The 15822-nt window shown below is 72.9% G+C and carries 15 protein-coding genes and 2 pseudogenes; 16 read left to right on the forward strand and 1 reads right to left on the reverse strand.

Features of this window, described 5'->3' with window-relative positions:
• The 15 genes and pseudogenes from ABD357_RS24715 to ABD357_RS24785 form a co-directional block, all read left to right on the forward strand.
• Nucleotides 1–321, forward strand: a 321-nt coding sequence (locus ABD357_RS24715; RefSeq protein ID WP_344392986.1) for a transposase, incomplete at its 5' end; no start/stop codon positions are given.
• A gap of 746 nt (nt 322–1067) precedes the next feature.
• Nucleotides 1068–1592, forward strand: a pseudogene (locus ABD357_RS24720) (carbamoyltransferase C-terminal domain-containing protein); the annotation flags it as partial.
• Nucleotides 1589–2590, forward strand: a complete 1002-nt coding sequence (locus ABD357_RS24725) for a glycosyltransferase family 2 protein (protein WP_344392989.1) — start codon at nt 1589–1591, stop codon at nt 2588–2590. The pseudogene ABD357_RS24720 and the gene ABD357_RS24725, both read left to right, overlap by 4 nt.
• Complete coding sequence (locus ABD357_RS24730; RefSeq protein ID WP_344392990.1) at nt 2587–3201, forward strand: D-glycero-alpha-D-manno-heptose-1,7-bisphosphate 7-phosphatase; 615 nt, start codon at nt 2587–2589, stop codon at nt 3199–3201. Before ABD357_RS24725 ends, ABD357_RS24730 begins: the two co-directional genes overlap by 4 nt.
• Nucleotides 3198–4187, forward strand: a complete 990-nt coding sequence (locus ABD357_RS24735; protein WP_344392991.1) for a glycosyltransferase family 9 protein — start codon at nt 3198–3200, stop codon at nt 4185–4187. The genes ABD357_RS24730 and ABD357_RS24735 overlap by 4 nt, the downstream gene beginning before the upstream one ends.
• Entirely contained in the window at nt 4184–5134 is a 951-nt protein-coding gene (locus tag ABD357_RS24740) for a glycosyltransferase (RefSeq protein WP_344392992.1), read from the forward strand. The genes ABD357_RS24735 and ABD357_RS24740 overlap by 4 nt, the downstream gene beginning before the upstream one ends.
• Nucleotides 5131–6348, forward strand: coding sequence for a glycosyltransferase (locus tag ABD357_RS24745; RefSeq protein WP_344392993.1), 1218 nt, complete (start codon nt 5131–5133; stop codon nt 6346–6348). Before ABD357_RS24740 ends, ABD357_RS24745 begins: the two co-directional genes overlap by 4 nt.
• Nucleotides 6348–6941 carry a D-sedoheptulose-7-phosphate isomerase gene (locus ABD357_RS24750; protein WP_344392994.1) on the forward strand — a complete coding sequence of 198 codons (594 nt, stop codon included), beginning with the start codon at nt 6348–6350 and terminating at the stop codon, nt 6939–6941. The genes ABD357_RS24745 and ABD357_RS24750 overlap by 1 nt, the downstream gene beginning before the upstream one ends.
• A 1-nt stretch (nt 6942) precedes the next feature.
• Nucleotides 6943–8376, forward strand: coding sequence for a D-glycero-beta-D-manno-heptose 1-phosphate adenylyltransferase (rfaE2, locus tag ABD357_RS24755; protein ID WP_344392996.1), 1434 nt, complete (start codon nt 6943–6945; stop codon nt 8374–8376).
• Nucleotides 8373–9350 (forward strand): glycosyltransferase family 9 protein, encoded by a 978-nt coding sequence (locus ABD357_RS24760; RefSeq protein WP_344392997.1) that lies wholly within the window; start codon nt 8373–8375, stop codon nt 9348–9350. Before rfaE2 ends, ABD357_RS24760 begins: the two co-directional genes overlap by 4 nt.
• A gap of 50 nt (nt 9351–9400) precedes the next feature.
• Complete coding sequence (locus ABD357_RS24765) at nt 9401–10279, forward strand: glycosyltransferase family 2 protein (protein WP_344393262.1); 879 nt, start codon at nt 9401–9403, stop codon at nt 10277–10279.
• Nucleotides 10276–11172, forward strand: coding sequence for a glycosyltransferase family 2 protein (locus ABD357_RS24770; RefSeq protein WP_344392998.1), 897 nt, complete (start codon nt 10276–10278; stop codon nt 11170–11172). Before ABD357_RS24765 ends, ABD357_RS24770 begins: the two co-directional genes overlap by 4 nt.
• Nucleotides 11173–11301: 129 nt before the next feature.
• Entirely contained in the window at nt 11302–11700 is a 399-nt protein-coding gene (locus tag ABD357_RS24775; RefSeq protein ID WP_344393000.1) for an SseB family protein, read from the forward strand.
• A 387-nt stretch (nt 11701–12087) separates the two neighbouring features.
• A complete protein-coding gene (locus ABD357_RS24780) occupies nt 12088–13116 on the forward strand; it encodes a glycoside hydrolase family 5 protein (RefSeq protein WP_344393001.1) in 1029 nt (342 codons plus the stop codon).
• Nucleotides 13117–13292: 176 nt separating this feature from the next.
• Nucleotides 13293–13580, forward strand: coding sequence for a DUF3303 family protein (locus ABD357_RS24785; RefSeq protein WP_344393002.1), 288 nt, complete (start codon nt 13293–13295; stop codon nt 13578–13580).
• Here the strand turns inward: ABD357_RS24785 and ABD357_RS24790 are convergent.
• Nucleotides 13573–14199, reverse strand: a complete 627-nt coding sequence (locus tag ABD357_RS24790; protein WP_344393003.1) for a TetR/AcrR family transcriptional regulator — start codon at nt 14197–14199, stop codon at nt 13573–13575. The genes ABD357_RS24785 and ABD357_RS24790 overlap by 8 nt on opposite strands.
• Before the next feature lie 188 nt (nt 14200–14387).
• On the opposite strand from ABD357_RS24790, the pseudogene ABD357_RS24795 reads away from it, so the two are divergent.
• Nucleotides 14388–15689, forward strand: a pseudogene (locus ABD357_RS24795) (flavin-containing monooxygenase); the annotation flags it as partial.
• Between the last annotated feature and the right edge of the window lie 133 nt (nt 15690–15822).

The raw sequence follows: 15822 nt of genomic DNA on the forward strand, positions 1-15822 counted from the left end.
GGCAAGTGGGGACGGGCGCTTACGTTGCGTGAGCCCGCCCAGAGGGCGGCCCTCCAGCAGCGCCGCGGCGAGCAGGAAACCGATGCCTGGCGGGAACGCTGCCGCCGACGTGCCGGGATCGAGGCCACCGTCTGCCAGATCGTCCACCGCACTCACGCACGCCGCAGCCGCTCCCGGACCGCCGCCGCCACTCACCTGAGCCACTGCCTCGCCGCCACCGCCGTCAACCTCATCCGGATCGATGCCTGGCAGCAAGGCCACCGCCCCGAACGCACCCGCACCACCCACTTATGCCGCCTCCTCGCCCGCCCCTCGAAATGAGAGATCAGCAACGGGGTCCTTCAGCTGGGGGAGGATTCAATACGCCATGGTGGCCGACCTGGATGGGTGAAGCCGGGCTTCCTTCTCTGCCCCGGCGTTTCGTCTGCCTCCGTGCGCGGCCCTCTGGGCCCAGTGCCGTACTGGCGTGCCCGGACACCGCCCGCCTTGTCCCCCGGGCCATCGGCACCGCTCGACGAACCGGCCGACTGCTCGACGAACCGGCTGTTCGACGGTCGCGTCCCGCGAGGTGGTGTAGTCGATCAATGGATCGGAACTCGCAGGTCGCGCCGGGTATTTCGACCGGCTGAGGCACTCCCGGCGCCTGACCGGGCCACTTCGCGTGCCGCGCCAACGGAGAGGTCATCGGAAGCCAGGTACCGGAAGGCGAAGCGCATGATCGCTTACACCACCTCGCGGGACGCGACCTGTTCGACGAACCGGCTGCTCGACGAACTGGCCGACCGGCCGGCCGGTCGACGAATCGGCCGGTCGACGAATCGGCCGGCCGAAGCATTGTTCGGCCCCAGCAGTCAGCCGCCCCACTCACCGCAGCCATTGCAACCAGCCGTGCCGCAAGGATTGCATTCTGTGAAAAAAGCGGGCATTTCATGCCGAGCTATCTCCAAGTGTTTGAGACAGCTGTCATGGCGGCACCCGCGAAAGCCGGAGCACTGACCCCACCAGTCCCCCGGACGGAGCGACCACCCATGCGCATCCTTGGTATCAACGCCCTGTTCCACGACCCGGCCGCCGCTCTCGTCGTCGACGGCATCGTCGCCTGGTTCCAGGGGCGCAGCGAGTACGGGCCGCGTGCCCTCGGGCACCGGTCGCTGCTCGCCCACCCCGGCCGCGCCGAGAATCTGGAGCGGCTCAACCACGTCAAGGGCCGCGAGGAGTTCCGGCCCGTCGCGCCCATGGTCGCGGCCGACCGGGCCCACGAGCTGTTCGCCGGGCCGCTGCCGAGCCCGTACATGCTCTTCGTGCACGACGTCGCAGGGGAATGGCGCGACCGCATCCCGGCCGTGGTGCACGTCGACGGCACCGCGCGCATCCAGACCGTCGAGGAGAGGCAGGAGCCGCTGGTGGCGCGGATGCTGCGTGGCTTCGAGCGGCGCACCGGGCTGCCCGTCGTCGTGAACACCAGCCTCAACACCGCCGGGCGGCCCATGGTCGACGATCCACGCGACGCGCTGGAGTGCTTCGGCTCCGCGCCCGTGGACCTGCTGGCCCTCGGGCCGTACGCGGTGCGCCGGGGAAGGGCGTTCGCATGAGCCCGGCCTACGCCGTCGTGGTCCCGACCCTCGTCCGCGACACCCTCGCCGACTGCCTCGCCGCGCTCGCCGCCGCGACCGGGCCCAAGCCGCAGGAGATCGTCCTCGTCGACGACCGGCCCGACCCGGACCCCGGCCGGCTGGAGCACCCCCTCAGCGTCCTGGGCGACCTGCGCGAACGTACGACGGTGGTCCCGGGCGGCGGGCGCGGACCCGCCGCCGCCCGCAACACCGGCCTGCGCGCCGTCACCTCGCCCTGGGTCGCCTTCCTCGACGACGACGTCCAGGTCGGCCCGCACTGGTGCGAACAGCTGACGCAGGACCTGGCCGACACGACGCCCGACACTGCGGGCGTCCAGGGCGTGATCGCCGTACCGCTGCCCGGCGAACGCCGGCCCACCGACTGGGAACGCGGTACCGCCGGTCTGGCGCAGGCCCGCTGGATCACCGCCGACATGGCCTACCGCACCGACGCGCTGCAGCAGCTCGGCGGCTTCGACGAACGCTTCCGCCGGGCCTTCCGGGAGGACGCCGACCTCGCCCTTCGCGTCCTTCACGCCGGCTGGCGCATCAGGCAGGGCCGCCGCACCACCCGCCACCCCGTGCGCCCAACCGACCGCTGGGTGTCCCTGCGCGCCCAGCGCGGCAACGCCGACGACGCCCTCATGCGGCACCTGCACGGGCCCGACTGGTGGCACCGGGCGGCGGCACCGCGCGGCCGCCTGCGCGCCCACCTCGCGATCACGGCCACCGCAGCCGCCGCGTGCGCCCTCTCCTTCGCCGGACGCCGCCGGGCCGCCGCGGTAGCCGCGCTCGGCTGGGCCGCCGGCACCGGCGAGTTCGCGTGGGCACGCATCGCACCCGGCCCGCGCACCCGGAACGAGGTGACGACCATGCTCGCGACCAGCGCGCTCATCCCGCCCGCCGCGACCTGGCACTGGTTGAGCGGCCTGTGGCGGCACCGGGGCGCCCCCGCCTGGCAGGAGGTGGCGTCATGAGCGGCGTGAAGGCCGTGCTGTTCGACCGCGACGGCACCCTCGTCCACGACGTGGCCTACAACGGCGACCCCGACCGGGTCCGCCCGGTCGACGGAGCCCGCGAGGCGCTCGGCCTGCTGCGCGAGGGCGGCATCCGCACCGGCGTCGTCACCAACCAGTCCGGCATCGCGCGCGGACTGCTCACCGACGCCGACGTCCGCAGGGTCAACCACCGCGTCGACGAACTCCTCGGCCCCTTCGACGTGTGGGCCGTGTGCCCGCACGGTCCCGACGACGGCTGCCACTGCCGCAAACCGGAACCTGGCCTGATCCTCTGGGCGGCCGGACGGATCTGCACCGCGCCCGCCGACTGTGTCGTCGTCGGCGACATCGGCGCCGACGTCGAGGCCGCACACCGGGCGGGCGCCCACGGCATCCTCGTACCGGCTCCCGAGACGCGGCCGGAGGAGACGGCGCTGGCGGAACAGGTGGCGCAGGACGTCCTGACCGCCGTACGCGCGGTGCTGACCGGGCCCCCGCAGGGCCGCGTCCTGGCCGACGAGCGGCCCCTCGAGATCGCCTACGACACCACCGACGACACTGCCTACGACATCGGCGGGAGGTCACGGTGAAGGCCCTCGTCACCCGCCTCGACAGCTTCGGCGACGTGCTGCTCGCCGGGCCCGCCGTACGGGCCGTCGCCGCCCGCGCCGACACCGTCACGATGCTGTGCGGACCGCGGGGCGCGCCCGCCGCGCGCCTGCTGCCCGGCGTGGACGACATCCTCGTCTGGGACGCGCCCTGGGCGGGCTTCGCGCCCCCGCCCGTCGGCCGCGGAGAGGTCGAGCAGCTCCTCGACATGATCGACGCCGACACCGCCCTGATCCTGACCTCCTTCCATCAATCCCCGCTGCCTGCCGCCCTGTTGCTGCGCCTGGCCGGGGTGGGGCACATCGCCGCGGACAGCGAGGACTACCCAGGCTCCCTCCTCGACGTACGCCATCACCGCGCGCCGCACGCCCACGAGGCGGAGGCCGCGCTCGACCTCGCCGAGGCCGCGGGATTTCCCCGGGCCGACGACGGACGGCTGCGGGTACTGCCGCCACCCGCCACCGCCGCGGTGACCGGTCCCGGGCCCTACGTCGTGCTGCACCCCGGCGCCGGGGTGCCCGCCCGGGCCTGGAGCCGCGAGCGCAGCGCGGAGGCCGCGCGCGAACTGGCCGCGGACGGCCACCGGGTCGTGGTGACCGGCAGCCCGGACGAGCGGGAACTGACCGCGTACGTCGCCGGCGAGCACGGCCTCGACCTCGGCGGCCGTACCGGTGCCGTGGAACTCGCCGGCGTCCTGGCCGGCGCCGACGCCGTCGTCACCGGCAACACGGCCCCGGCCCACCTCGCCGCCGCCGTCGGCACCCCCGTCGTCTCGCTCTTCGCGCCGGTGGTGCCCGCCGAGCGCTGGCGGCCGTACGGCGTTCCGTACGTCCTGCTCGGCGACCAGGCCGCCCCCTGCGCGGACAGCCGCGCACGGACCTGCCCCGTCCCCGGCCATCCGTGTCTGGAGTCGGTGACCGTGCTCGACGTGCTCGCCGCCGTGCGGAAACTCGTGGGCGAGTCATGAGGATCCTCATCTGGCATGTGCACGGGTCGTGGACCACGGCCTTCGTGCAGGGCCCGCACACCTACGTCGTCCCCGTCACGCCGGACCGGGGGCCCGACGGACTCGGCCGCGCCCGCACCTTCGACTGGCCGGACTCCGTCGTCGAAGTCCCGCCCGAGCGGCTGCGGGACGCGGACATCGATGCGGTGGTCCTCCAGCGGCCGCACGAACTCGCCCTGGTCGACCGCCGGCTGGGGCGCCGGCCGCCGCTGGTGTACCTCGAACACAACGCCCCGCACGGTGACGTCCCCGACACCCGTCACCCGGCCGCCGATATCCCCGGCGCCACCCTCGTCCACGTCACGCACTTCAACCGCCTGATGTGGGACGCCGGAAACACGCCCACGACCGTCATCGAGCACGGCATCGTCGACCCCGGGCACCTGTGGACCGGTGAGCTGGACCGGGCGGCCGTGGTGGTCAACGACCCGGTGCGGCGCGGCCGTACGACGGGCACGGACCTGCTGCCGGAGTTCTCCCGCGCGGCCCCCTTGGACGTATTCGGCATGGGGACCGACGGGCTCGCCGACCGGATCGGCGTCCCGTCCGATCGCTGCCGCTCCCACGAACTCGTCCAGAGCGAGCTGCACGCGCAGATGGGCCGACGGCGCGTGTACGTCCATCCCGTCCGCTGGACCTCCCTCGGCCTGTCGCTGCTGGAGGCGATGCACCTCGGCATGCCGGTGGTGGCCCTCGCCACCACCGAGGTGACCGAGGCGGTGCCGGCGGGTGCCGGGGTGGTCTCCAACCGCGTCGACGTACTGAAAGACGCCATACGGGACTTCGTCGCCGACCCGCTGCACGCCCGCATGGTCGGCGAGGGCGCACGCGCCGCGGCACTCGCCCGCTACGGACTCACCCGCTTCCTGGACGACTGGGAGCGGCTGCTGAAGGAGGTGACCCGATGAGGATCGCCATGGTCTCCGAGCACGCGAGCCCCCTGGCAGCGCTCGGCGGCGTCGACGCCGGTGGCCAGAACGTGTATGTCGCCCGCCTCACCGAGGAGTTGGCGCGCCGCGGCCACGACGTCACCGTCTACACCCGGCGCGACGCGACCGGCCCGCCCGACCGGGTGCCGCTGCCCGGCGGCGCCGTCGTCGAGCACGTACCGGCCGGGCCGCCCGAACCGGTCCCCAAGGACGAACTGTTCCCGTACATGCCCGCCTTCGGCGCACACCTCGCGCGCGTCTGGGAGCGCGAGCGGCCCGACGCCGTGCACGCCCACTTCTGGATGTCCGGGATCGCGGCACAGACCGGTGCCGAGCCCCACGGCGTCCCCGTCGTGCAGACCTTCCACGCCCTCGGCACCGTCAAGCGGCGCCACCAGGGCCACGAGGACACCAGCCCGGCCCAGCGCATCGGTGTCGAGCGGCAGATCGGCCGCGGCTGCGCCCGGGTCCTGGCGACCTGCACCGACGAGGTGCACGAACTGGCCGACATGGGCGTACCGGTCAGCCGGGTCTCCGTGGTGCCGTGCGGGGTGGACGCCGACCATTTCCGCCCCGGGAGGCCGCGGGCCGGGACACCGGTACGCAGGGAGCGGCACCGGATCCTCTCCTGCGGGCGGCTCGTCCCCCGCAAGGGCTACGACCAGGCCATCCGCGCGCTCACCCGGATCCCCGGCGCCGAACTCGTCGTGGCCGGCGGGCCGCCGCCCGAACTGCTGGCCGCCGAACCCGAGGCACAGCGGCTGCTGCACCTGGCCGAGCGCGCCGGCGTCGGCGACCGGGTCCACCTGCTCGGAGCCGTGGACCCGACGCGCATGCCCGCGCTGATCCGAAGCGCGGACGTGGTCCTGTGCACCCCGACGTACGAGCCCTTCGGCATCGTCCCGCTGGAGGCGATGGCCTGCGGTGTACCGGTCGTCGCCACCGACGTCGGCGGCCACCGGGACACCGTGGCCGACCACGGCACCGGCCGGCTGGTGCCGGCGGGCGACCGCCGGGCGATCGCCGGGGCCGTCCGTGAACTCCTCGACGGCGAGCGGCTGCGCCGCCGCATGGGCGCGGCCGGCCGCGAACGCGTCCTCGCCCGCTACACCTGGCAGCGCGTCGCGGACGGCGTCGAACAGGTCCACCAACACGTCACGGCGTGTGACGCGATCCCTTCGGAGGTGGCGTGATGAGCACCCGGAGCACTCGGACATCCCCGGTCGCCTCGCACTGCGACGAACTCCTCGACGCACTCGGGGCGTTCAGTGACTCGGCGTACATCACCGAGCGGTGGGGCGAGCGCCTCGCGGCCGTCTTGGGTGGCGGCGGGCGGCTGCTCGCCGCGGGCAACGGAGGCAGCGCGGCCCAGGCCCAGCACCTGACCGCCGAACTCGTCGGCCGCTACCTCGACGACCGGCCGGCGTTCTCCGCGATCGCCCTGCACGCCGACACCTCCAGCACGACGGCCATCGCCAACGACTACGGCGTCGACGAGGTGTTCGCCCGCCAGGTACGCGCCCACGGCCGCCCCGGCGACGTGCTGATGCTGCTGTCCACCAGCGGCGCCAGCGCCAACCTGCTGTCCGCCGCCCACACCGGACGCGCGGCGGGCCTGCGCGTGTGGACGCTGACCGGCCCGGCCCCGAACCCCCTTCTGGCGGGCAGCGACGAAGCCCTGTGCGTGAGCGCCGCCTCCGCCGCGACCATCCAGGAACTCCACCTGGTCGCGGTGCACATGGTGTGCGCGGCGTTCGACGCGGCACTGGAACGGGAGGGCAGCTGACATGCCCCGCAAGGCACCCCTCGTCGTGGTCGGCGACGCCCTGCTGGACCGCGACCTGACCGGCACCGCCGAGCGCCTCGCCCCCGACGCGCCCGTGCCGGTCGTCGCCGACTGCGCGCAGCGGCTGCGGCCGGGCGGCGCCGCCCTCACCGCGTACCTCGCCGCCCGCGAGGGCCGCGAGGTCACCCTGATCACCGGTCTTGGCGACGACCCGGCGAGCGAGGAGGTGCGCCAGCTCCTCGCCCCGGAGCTGAAGTTGATCGAGCTGCCGCTGACCGGTGCGCTGCCGGAGAAGACCCGCGTCATGGCCCGGGGCAGCCCTGTGGTCCGCCTGGACCGGGGCACGGGCCGTGTCCGCGAGGCGACGGACGCGGCGCGTGAGGCACTGTGCTCGGCCTCCGCCGTCCTGGTCTCCGACTACGGCCGGGGCGCGGCGGACGCCCTCCGGGACGTCCTCGCCGAGCGGCCACCGCTGGTGTGGGACCCGCATCCGCGAGGAGGAGCGCCGGTGCCGGGCACCCGGCTGGTGTCACCGGCCCGGGCGGAGGCACGAACGTTCGCCGACCACCAGGGCAACGGGAATACCCTGCGGGACGCCGCCCTGGACGCCGCCGAGCTCGTACGGCACTGGCGGGTCGCCGCCGTAGCGGTGACCCTCGGCGCGAACGGCGCCCTGCTGTCGTACGGGGAGCACCCGCTGCTCGTCCCCGCGTCCGCCGCCCACCACGGGGACAGCTGCGGCGCCGGCGACCGCTTCGCCGCAACGGCGGCCGGACTGCTCGCCGACGGGGCGCTGGTCGCGGAGGCCGTGGAGGGTGCCGTGGCGGCGGCGACCGAGTTCGTGGGAGCCGGCGGGGCCGGAGGCGTCACGTACACGGACGCCGCCCCGGTGGCCACCGCCGACGTGACCGACGCCCGCGACCTGGTCACCCGCGTCCGCGCCACCGGCGGCACCGTCGTGGCCGCGGGCGGCTGCTTCGACCTGCTGCACGCCGGTCACGTCGGGCTGCTCCAAGCCGCCCGCAGGCTTGGCGACTGCCTGGTCGTCTGCGTCAACTCGGACGGGTCGGTGCGGCGGCGCAAGGGCGACGGACGCCCCGTGAACGCGCTGGCCGACCGCGTCCGGGTACTGAACGCCCTTGCCTGCGTCGACGCCGTCGCCGTCTTCGACGAGGACACCCCCGAGCGTCTGCTGGCCGGTCTCCGCCCCCACATCTGGGTGAAGGGAGGCGACTACTCCGGCGCCGACCTGCCCGAGGCCGCGCTGCTTGAGGAGTGGGGCGGACAGGCGGTCCTGCTGCCGTACCTCGACGGCCGCTCCTCGACCGCGATCGCGGCCCGGGCGAGGGAAGGGGCCCGGGCTGGGGGAACGGCCCGGACTGGAGGAACGGCCCGGACCGGGAAAGAAGCCCAGGCGGGGAAAGGGGCCCGATGAGCACGCGCCCCCGGCTGCTCGTCCTGCGCGCCCTGGGCCTCGGCGACCTCCTCGCCGGTGTCCCCGCGCTGCGGGCGCTGCGCCGCGGCTTCCCGGACCACGAACTGGTGCTGGCCGCCCCCGGCGAACTCGCCCCGGTCGCGGCGGCGACGGGAGCCGTCGACCGGCTGCTGCCCGCCGCCGCCCCCGGCCGCGCCGTACCGCGCGCCCTCGACTGGACCGGCCCGCCGCCCGACGTAGCGGTCGACCTGCACGGCAACGGCCCGCCCAGCCACCGGCTCCTGCAATCCCTGCACCCGCGTCGGCTCCTCGCCTTCGCGCACGCCGACACGCCCGAGGTCGACGGACCGCCCTGGTACGCCGAGGAACACGAACGGGACCGCTGGTGCCGCTTCCTCGAGGCGTACGGCATTCCCGCCGACCCCGCCGACCTGCGGCTGCCGAGCCCGCCGGACCCGTCCCCGGCCCCCGGCGCGATCGTCCTGCACCCCGGCGCCGGAGCCCCCTCGCGGTGCTGGCCCGTCGACCGCTACACGACCGTCGCGACGACCCTGCGCGAACGCGGCCACCGGGTCGTGGTCACCGGGGGAGCGGACGAGGGCGACCTGGTGGCCCGGCTGGCCAAGGAGGCGCGGTTGCCCGACGCGGACGTGTTCGGCGGCGGCCTGCCCTTCGCCCGGTTCTCCGCGCTGGTCGGCGGCGCCCGCGCCGTCATCAGCGGAGACACCGGCATCGCCCACCTCGCCGTCGCCCACGCCACCCCCTCCGTCACCCTCTTCGGGCCCGTCCCGCCCAGCCGCTGGGGCCCGCCGGCGCACCCGCGCCACCAGACTCTGTGGCACCCCGGCCCGGACGGCGACCCGCACGGGCGCCGCACCGACCCCGCCTTGCTGCGTATCCGCCCTGAAGATGTCCTCGACGCCCTCGACGCCCTCGACGCCCTCGACGGACTCCCCGACGCGCGCCCGTCATGAGCCCCGCACCCGACATGAACTCCGCACCCGACGCGAACCCCGAGCCCGACATGAACCCCGCGCCCGTCGGCGTCGTCATCGCCACCCGCAACCGCGCCCCCTCGCTGGCCCGCACCCTCCGTCACCTTCTGGACCTGCCCGAGCGGCCCCCCGTCGTCGTCGCCGACAACGCCTCCACCGACGGCACCCGCGACCTCCTCGCCCGCGAGTTCCCCCAGGTCCGCGTGCTGAGCCTCCCCCACAACCGCGGAGCCCTCGCCCGCACACACGGCGTCCGGGCCCTGGACTCCCCGTACGTGGCGTTCAGCGACGACGACTCCTGGTGGGCGCCGGGCGCCCTGAGTCGCGCGGCCCGCCTGTTCGACGCCCACCCGCGGCTCGGCCTGCTCTCCGCACGCACCCTGGTCGGTCCCGCCGCCGAGCCCGACCCGCTCAACGACATGCTCGCCACGTCCCCGCTGGGCCCCGCGGCCGACCTGCCCGGCACCCAGGTCCTCGGCTTCCTCGCCTGCGCCTCCGTCGTCCGCCGCAGCGCCTACCTGGACGCCGGTGGCTTCCACCCCCTGCTCTTCTTCGGCGGCGAGGAGACTCTGCTCGCCTACGACCTCGCCGCCCGCGGCTGGGGCGTCACCCACTGCCCCGACGTGGTCGCCCACCACCACCCGGCACCCTCGCCCCGCACCGGCCGCCCGGCCACCGTCCGCCGCAACGTCCTGCTCACCGCATGGCTGCGCCGCCCCCTGCCGTACGCCCTGGTCCGCACCCGCGACCTCGCCGCCGAGGCCCGCCACGACCCCCGCGCCCGCGACGCCCTGCGCCAGACCCTGGCCCGGCTGCCCGCCGCACTGCGGGCCCGCAGGCCGCTGCCCCCGCACGTCGAGCGGGCCGCCGCCACCCTGGACGCCGCAGACATCGGAGCACCGGTATGACCGACGCCCGCACGACCGTCGTCGTCATCACCCACAACCGCCGCCCCGAACTCCTGCGCACCCTCGACCACCTGGCCCAACTGCCGGAGCGCCCCCCGGTCGTCGTCACCGACAACGCCTCCACCGACGGCACCGCCTCCGCCGTCGCCCGCCTCCACCCCGAGGTACGGCTGCTGTGCCCCGGCCGCAACCTCGGCGCCGTCGGCCGCAACCTGGCCATGCGCCAGGTGCGTACGCCGTACGTGGCCTTCTGCGACGACGACTCCTGGTGGGCGCCGGAGTCCCTGTCCGGCGCCGCCGACCTGCTCGACCGGCACCCCGCGCTCGCCGCCGTCACGGCACGTATCGTCGTCGAACCGGACGGCACCGAGGACCCGATCGTCACCGAACTGCGCAACTCGCCCATTCCTGGGCCGAGTTGGCTGCCCGGGCCGGCCCTCGGCTCCTTCCTGGCCGCCGCGACCGTGCTGCGCGCCGACGCCTTCCGGGCCGCGGGAGGCTTCCACCCCCGGCTGTGGCTGGGCGGCGAGGAGGAACTGCTCGCGGCGGACCTCGCGGCGGACGGCTGGTGGCTGACGTACGCCGAGCACCTGACCGTCCACCACCGGCCCTCGGTCGTCCGGAATGCCACGCTCCGGCGGGCCCACGGCATCCGCAACACGCTGTGGTTCACCTGGCTCCGCCGCCCGGCAGGGCCCGCGCTCCGCCGCACCGTGGATCTGGCCCGCACAGTGCCGCACGACACCGTGTCACTGCGCGCCTTCGCCGAGGCCGCCGCCGCGCTGCCGTGGATACTGCGCGAACGTCGCGTGCTTCCCCCGGAGGTCGAGTCCCGGCTGCGGCTGCTGGAGGACTCCCAGCGCCATTCGACGGCCCGCCGCTACACGGGCTGACCGGCCGCCGCTGCCCGGACCGACCCCCTGATCGTGGCCAAGGTGGCGCACATGCCGGCCGGAGTCTTGGGTAGCCGATTCTCGTGCTCCGACCGGAGACATCCGTCCCGAACAGTGATTGGACGCACGATGGCTGACTCCCCGTCCGACAGCGGCGCTTCTGCCGTCCAGCAGGCCCTGCGCGTGGTCGCCGAGGACGGAGCGGACGACGCGGCGCTGCGTACGCTGGCCGGCAGCGAGGTGCTCCTTCCCGCCGAGATGGATGCGGTCGGCCCGGACCCCAAGGCGCTGAGTCTGCCCGTGTACGAACTCGCCGACGGCACCGAGCTGGTGCCGGTCTTCACCACCCGGGCACGCATGGAGCAGGCACTTCCACAGGTTCGGCGTCATCGCAGCGTGGTGCTGGGTGCGCTGGCACAGGGCTGGCCGTCGGAGCAGCTGTCGCTGGTCATCGACGCCGGCACGCCGGAGGAGCTGGCGCTCACGGCCCACGGCGTCAGGGAACTGCTCGACCGCAACGGGAGCTGATCCCGAACTGCCCCCTGGCAGAAGGGGGAAGCAGCCGACTGAGTCGGCTCGGAACTGGAAGGTCGCGCACTGGGCGAGTCGGCACTTTCATCGCCGCAGGTGCGTCCAAGGAGGTTGCGGTGCGTCTCCACCACAGCCGCCACCAACTCACCGGAGCTCGCCCAGAAGTCGACTCCCTGACAGCCGACGCCTGACGCCCCTGCCGCTGGTGTCAGGGCCCGGTTCCCCGCGCGTTGCCCGTGGGCAGCTCGTGATCCTGCGTTCTTGATGAAATTTGGTGTGCAGATGTGTTGACCTCTGTTCGATGTCTCTTCTACTTTGCGGGAGCCACAGAGCCGCCGACCCGCATGTGAGGTTCGCGGATTCACCTGCGCCGAAAGGGACTTCGTGCCTCGAAAGAACCATCGCGGGACAGCTTGCCTGGGGGCGCTGCTGGCCGGCGTCACGGCATTCAGCGGGGCCCTCGCCTCCCCCGCTCCCGCCGCCTCCACCCACGCCTCGCCGCCGCCCGTCAGCGACTTCCGCGGTGTCAACTGGGCCGACCCGCGTGACAACTTCGCCGACGACGCGGTCGTACCCTCAGGCCTGTCCACCTCCGACGGCTACGCCACGACCTACGCCAAGTCCAGGGCGATCATCGGAGGGTTCTCCAAGCTCGGCGCCAACACGGTCCGCCTCCCGGTCAACCCCTCCTCCGTGAACGGCCCTTTCTGGAAGTCGTACCGGGGCGCGATCGACGCCGCCGGCGCCAAGGGCTTCAAGGTCATCCTGGGCTACTGGGAGGCCGACAGCACCAAGGACGGCAAGATCGACGACCAGGCCTCCTGGGACCGGATGTGGGCGCGGATCAACTCCGCATACGGGCGCAACTCCAAGGTGTACTTCGAGCCGATGAACGAGCCGTTCGGCTACACCGCCCAGGAGTGGACCGACATCGCCGCGAAGTGGGTGACCACCCACCGCAACGTGCCCCGCGACCGGATGCTGATCGGAGGGTACAAGTACAGCGAGGACGTCAAGCCGGTATGCGCCGACCCGCGCCTCAACGGCACCCGCATCGCCCTGCACAACTACGGCTTCTGGCACACCGACTGGACCAGCGTCGACCAGTGGAAAGCGGACTTCAAGGAGCGCATTGGCGACTGCGCCTCACGCACCATTCTCGACGAGTTCGGCGCCTCCATGACCACCGGCCTGGACTACAACGGCCCGGTCAACGGCTCCAACGAGGTCGCCTACATCCAGGCCGCGACCGACATCATCCGGGAGATGGGCCTGGGCTCGGTCTACTGGCCCGGCCTGCGCAACGGCGACACCTACTCCCTCACCACTCTCCAGGGCACGGGCACCCGCCTCAGCCTGAAGCTGAACAACCAGAGCGGCCTCGACCGCCTGCACTGGGCCTGGAAGCAGTAACCGGCCGCCCGCGCATCCCGGCGTCCTGATCCGCGCCGGGATCCCGGCCGGTGTCACGTAGAGCGTAGGAAATGTTGCGGACGGTGATCGTCGGGGGTGACGCTGAGCTGGAAGCACCGGATCCCAGCGAGCGCGGACGGAACCGCGCAGGTCGCGGTGCGCGAGGAGAGCATGCGATGCGGATGATGATGAAGGCCCGCATGGACACCCAGATGTCGAATCGGGCGACGAAGGGCGGAGCGATGCCCGACTCGCTGAAGTCGGCCATCGAGCGGCTGAAGCCGGAAGCCGCCTACTTCACCCCTGAGGGCGGGCGCTCCATGATTCTCGTCTTCGACATGAAGGACAGTTCGCAACTGCCCTCCATCGCCGATCCGTTCTTCCAGGAGATGGGCGCGGAAGTCACGTTTGAGCCGGTCATGAACCTCGACGATTTGCAGAAGGGTCTTGCGGCCCTCAAGTAGCAGAGCTTACGGACACCAGCTCCAGCCGGCCGCCGGCCATGGCCACCACGGCGGACACGAAGGCCTGGAGGCAGGTGTGCTCGGCCTCCTCGTCGGGGAGCGAGAGATGCTGCATCGTGAGCCCGTCGAAGCCGGCGAGGAAGAAACGCGCGATCGTCTCCGCGGGCTGGGCGAGAGGCTGCCCGGTGCGCTCGGCCGCCTCGGTCACCAGTCGCGCCGTCACCTCGGTCACCCCCCGGTGGTGGCTCTCGAGGGCCTCGCTCAGGGCGGGGGTGCGGAGCGCGAAGTGGGTCAGTTCCGCGAGGAGCTGATGGCTGGCGGGCTGCTCGCGCACCGTGCGCCAGAGGGCGGCGGCCAGGGTGCTGACCGTCTCCTCGAATCCGGCGTCGGCCGGCGCGGCCCGCTCGACCTGTGCGATCAGATCCTGCGCGAGCTGCTCCATCACGGCGCGGTACAGCCCTTCCTTCGTGCCGAAGGTGTAGTGCACCGTGGCTTGGGCCACCCCCAGTTCCGCGGCGATGGCACGTGTACTTCCGGCCGCGACTCCTTCCCTCGCCATGAAGTCGATGGCCGCTTTGATCAGCTGAGGGCGGCGCTCGGCCGCGGGAACGTGAGCCATGACCGCATCATACCGACTTAGTCCCCTGAATAAGTCGTCCGAGCAAGTCGGGCTGTGCGCAGGTGGATGCCGTGCTGGCGCGGCCGCTGAGGTCCGGTCCGTGGCCGCGCAGGTCAGTTCCCGCTGAACGGCCGGTGAATACGTTTCCTCCAACACCCGTGAAGCGGGATGAACGAGGAGGCAGGCCTGTGAAGGACAGCCAGGTTGATACGTGCGTGATCGGGGCGGGACCTGCCGGGCTGGCGGTCGCCAGGGCCCTGGCGGAGCGGAATCTGCCGTACACGCATCTTGAGCGGCACTCCCGGCCCGGCGGTATCTGGGACATCGACAATCCCGGCAGTCCGATGTACGAGTCGGCCCATTTCATATCCAGCAGGACCCTGTCGGGGTTCGGCGGCTTCCCGATGCCCGACCACTTCGCGGACTACCCGCCCCACCGGCAGATCCTGTCGTACCTGCGGTCCTTCGCCGACGCCTACGGGCTGACGGACCGCATCGAGTTCGGCGTCGAGGTCGAAAACGTAGAGAAGAACGCGGACGGCACGTGGACGGTCACCCGGGCCGACGGGCGGGAGAGCGTGCACGGGCAGGTCGTGGTGTGTACGGGCTCGCAGTGGCACCCCAACGTCCCCGAACTGCCGGGGGAGTTCGGCGGAGAGGTCCGGCACACCGTCAGCTATCGCAACGCGGACGAACTGCGGGGCAAGCGGGTTCTGGTCGTGGGCGCGGGGAACTCCGGCTGCGACATAGCCTGCGACGCGGCCCGGACCGCGGACCACGCGGTGATCAGCATGCGGCGCGGGTACTGGTTCATCCCCAAGCACGTGTTCGGCCGGCCGGTGGACACCATCGCCAACAGTGGGCCGCACCTGCCGATGTGGCTGGCGCAGCGGGTCTTCAGTGCCATTCTGCGGATCATCAACGGCGACCCGACGCGGCTGGGGCTGCCCAAGCCGGACCACAAGCTGTTCGAGACCCACCCGGCCATCAACTCGATGCTGATCCACCACCTCCAGCACGGGGACATCACTGCCAAGCCCGGGATCGCCCGTACCGAGGGCAGGACCGTGCACTTCACCGACGGCACGAGCGACGACTTCGATCTCGTCCTGCTGGCCACGGGCTATGTCCACAAAGTGCCGGTCGCGCAGCGGTACTTCGGCGACGAGCAGAACCCGGACCTGTACCTGTCGTCGTTCTCGCGCGAGCAGGAGGGCCTGTTCGGCGTCGGCTTCACCGAGACCAACTCCGGTGCGTACCAGATCTTCGACGCCCAGGCGCAGCTCATCGCCGGGTACCTCCATGACGCGCGGCACCGGCTGCCGAACGCGGAGAGGTTCGCCCGCATGATCCGCGCCGACCGCCCGGATCTGTCCGGCGGGCTGAAGTTCGTCGAATCTCCCCGCCACACCGGTTACGTCGACAGCGCGGCCTTCGTGAAGTACCTGGGCAAGGTCGCGGGCGAGCTGGATGTTCGGCTGGATCGTCGCCGACGTGCTGCGGCTGGTCCCGGAAGGGTCTGCCGGGCCGGGGGCAAGGGACATCGCACTCACCTTCTCCTCGGCGCCCACCGTAGGCAGCATGCACCACCGGTCGCCTGCTCTGGTCCCCCCAAACCCCCTC

Source organism: Streptomyces vastus (assembly GCF_039532825.1).
Lineage (GTDB): Bacteria > Actinomycetota > Actinomycetes > Streptomycetales > Streptomycetaceae > Streptomyces > Streptomyces vastus.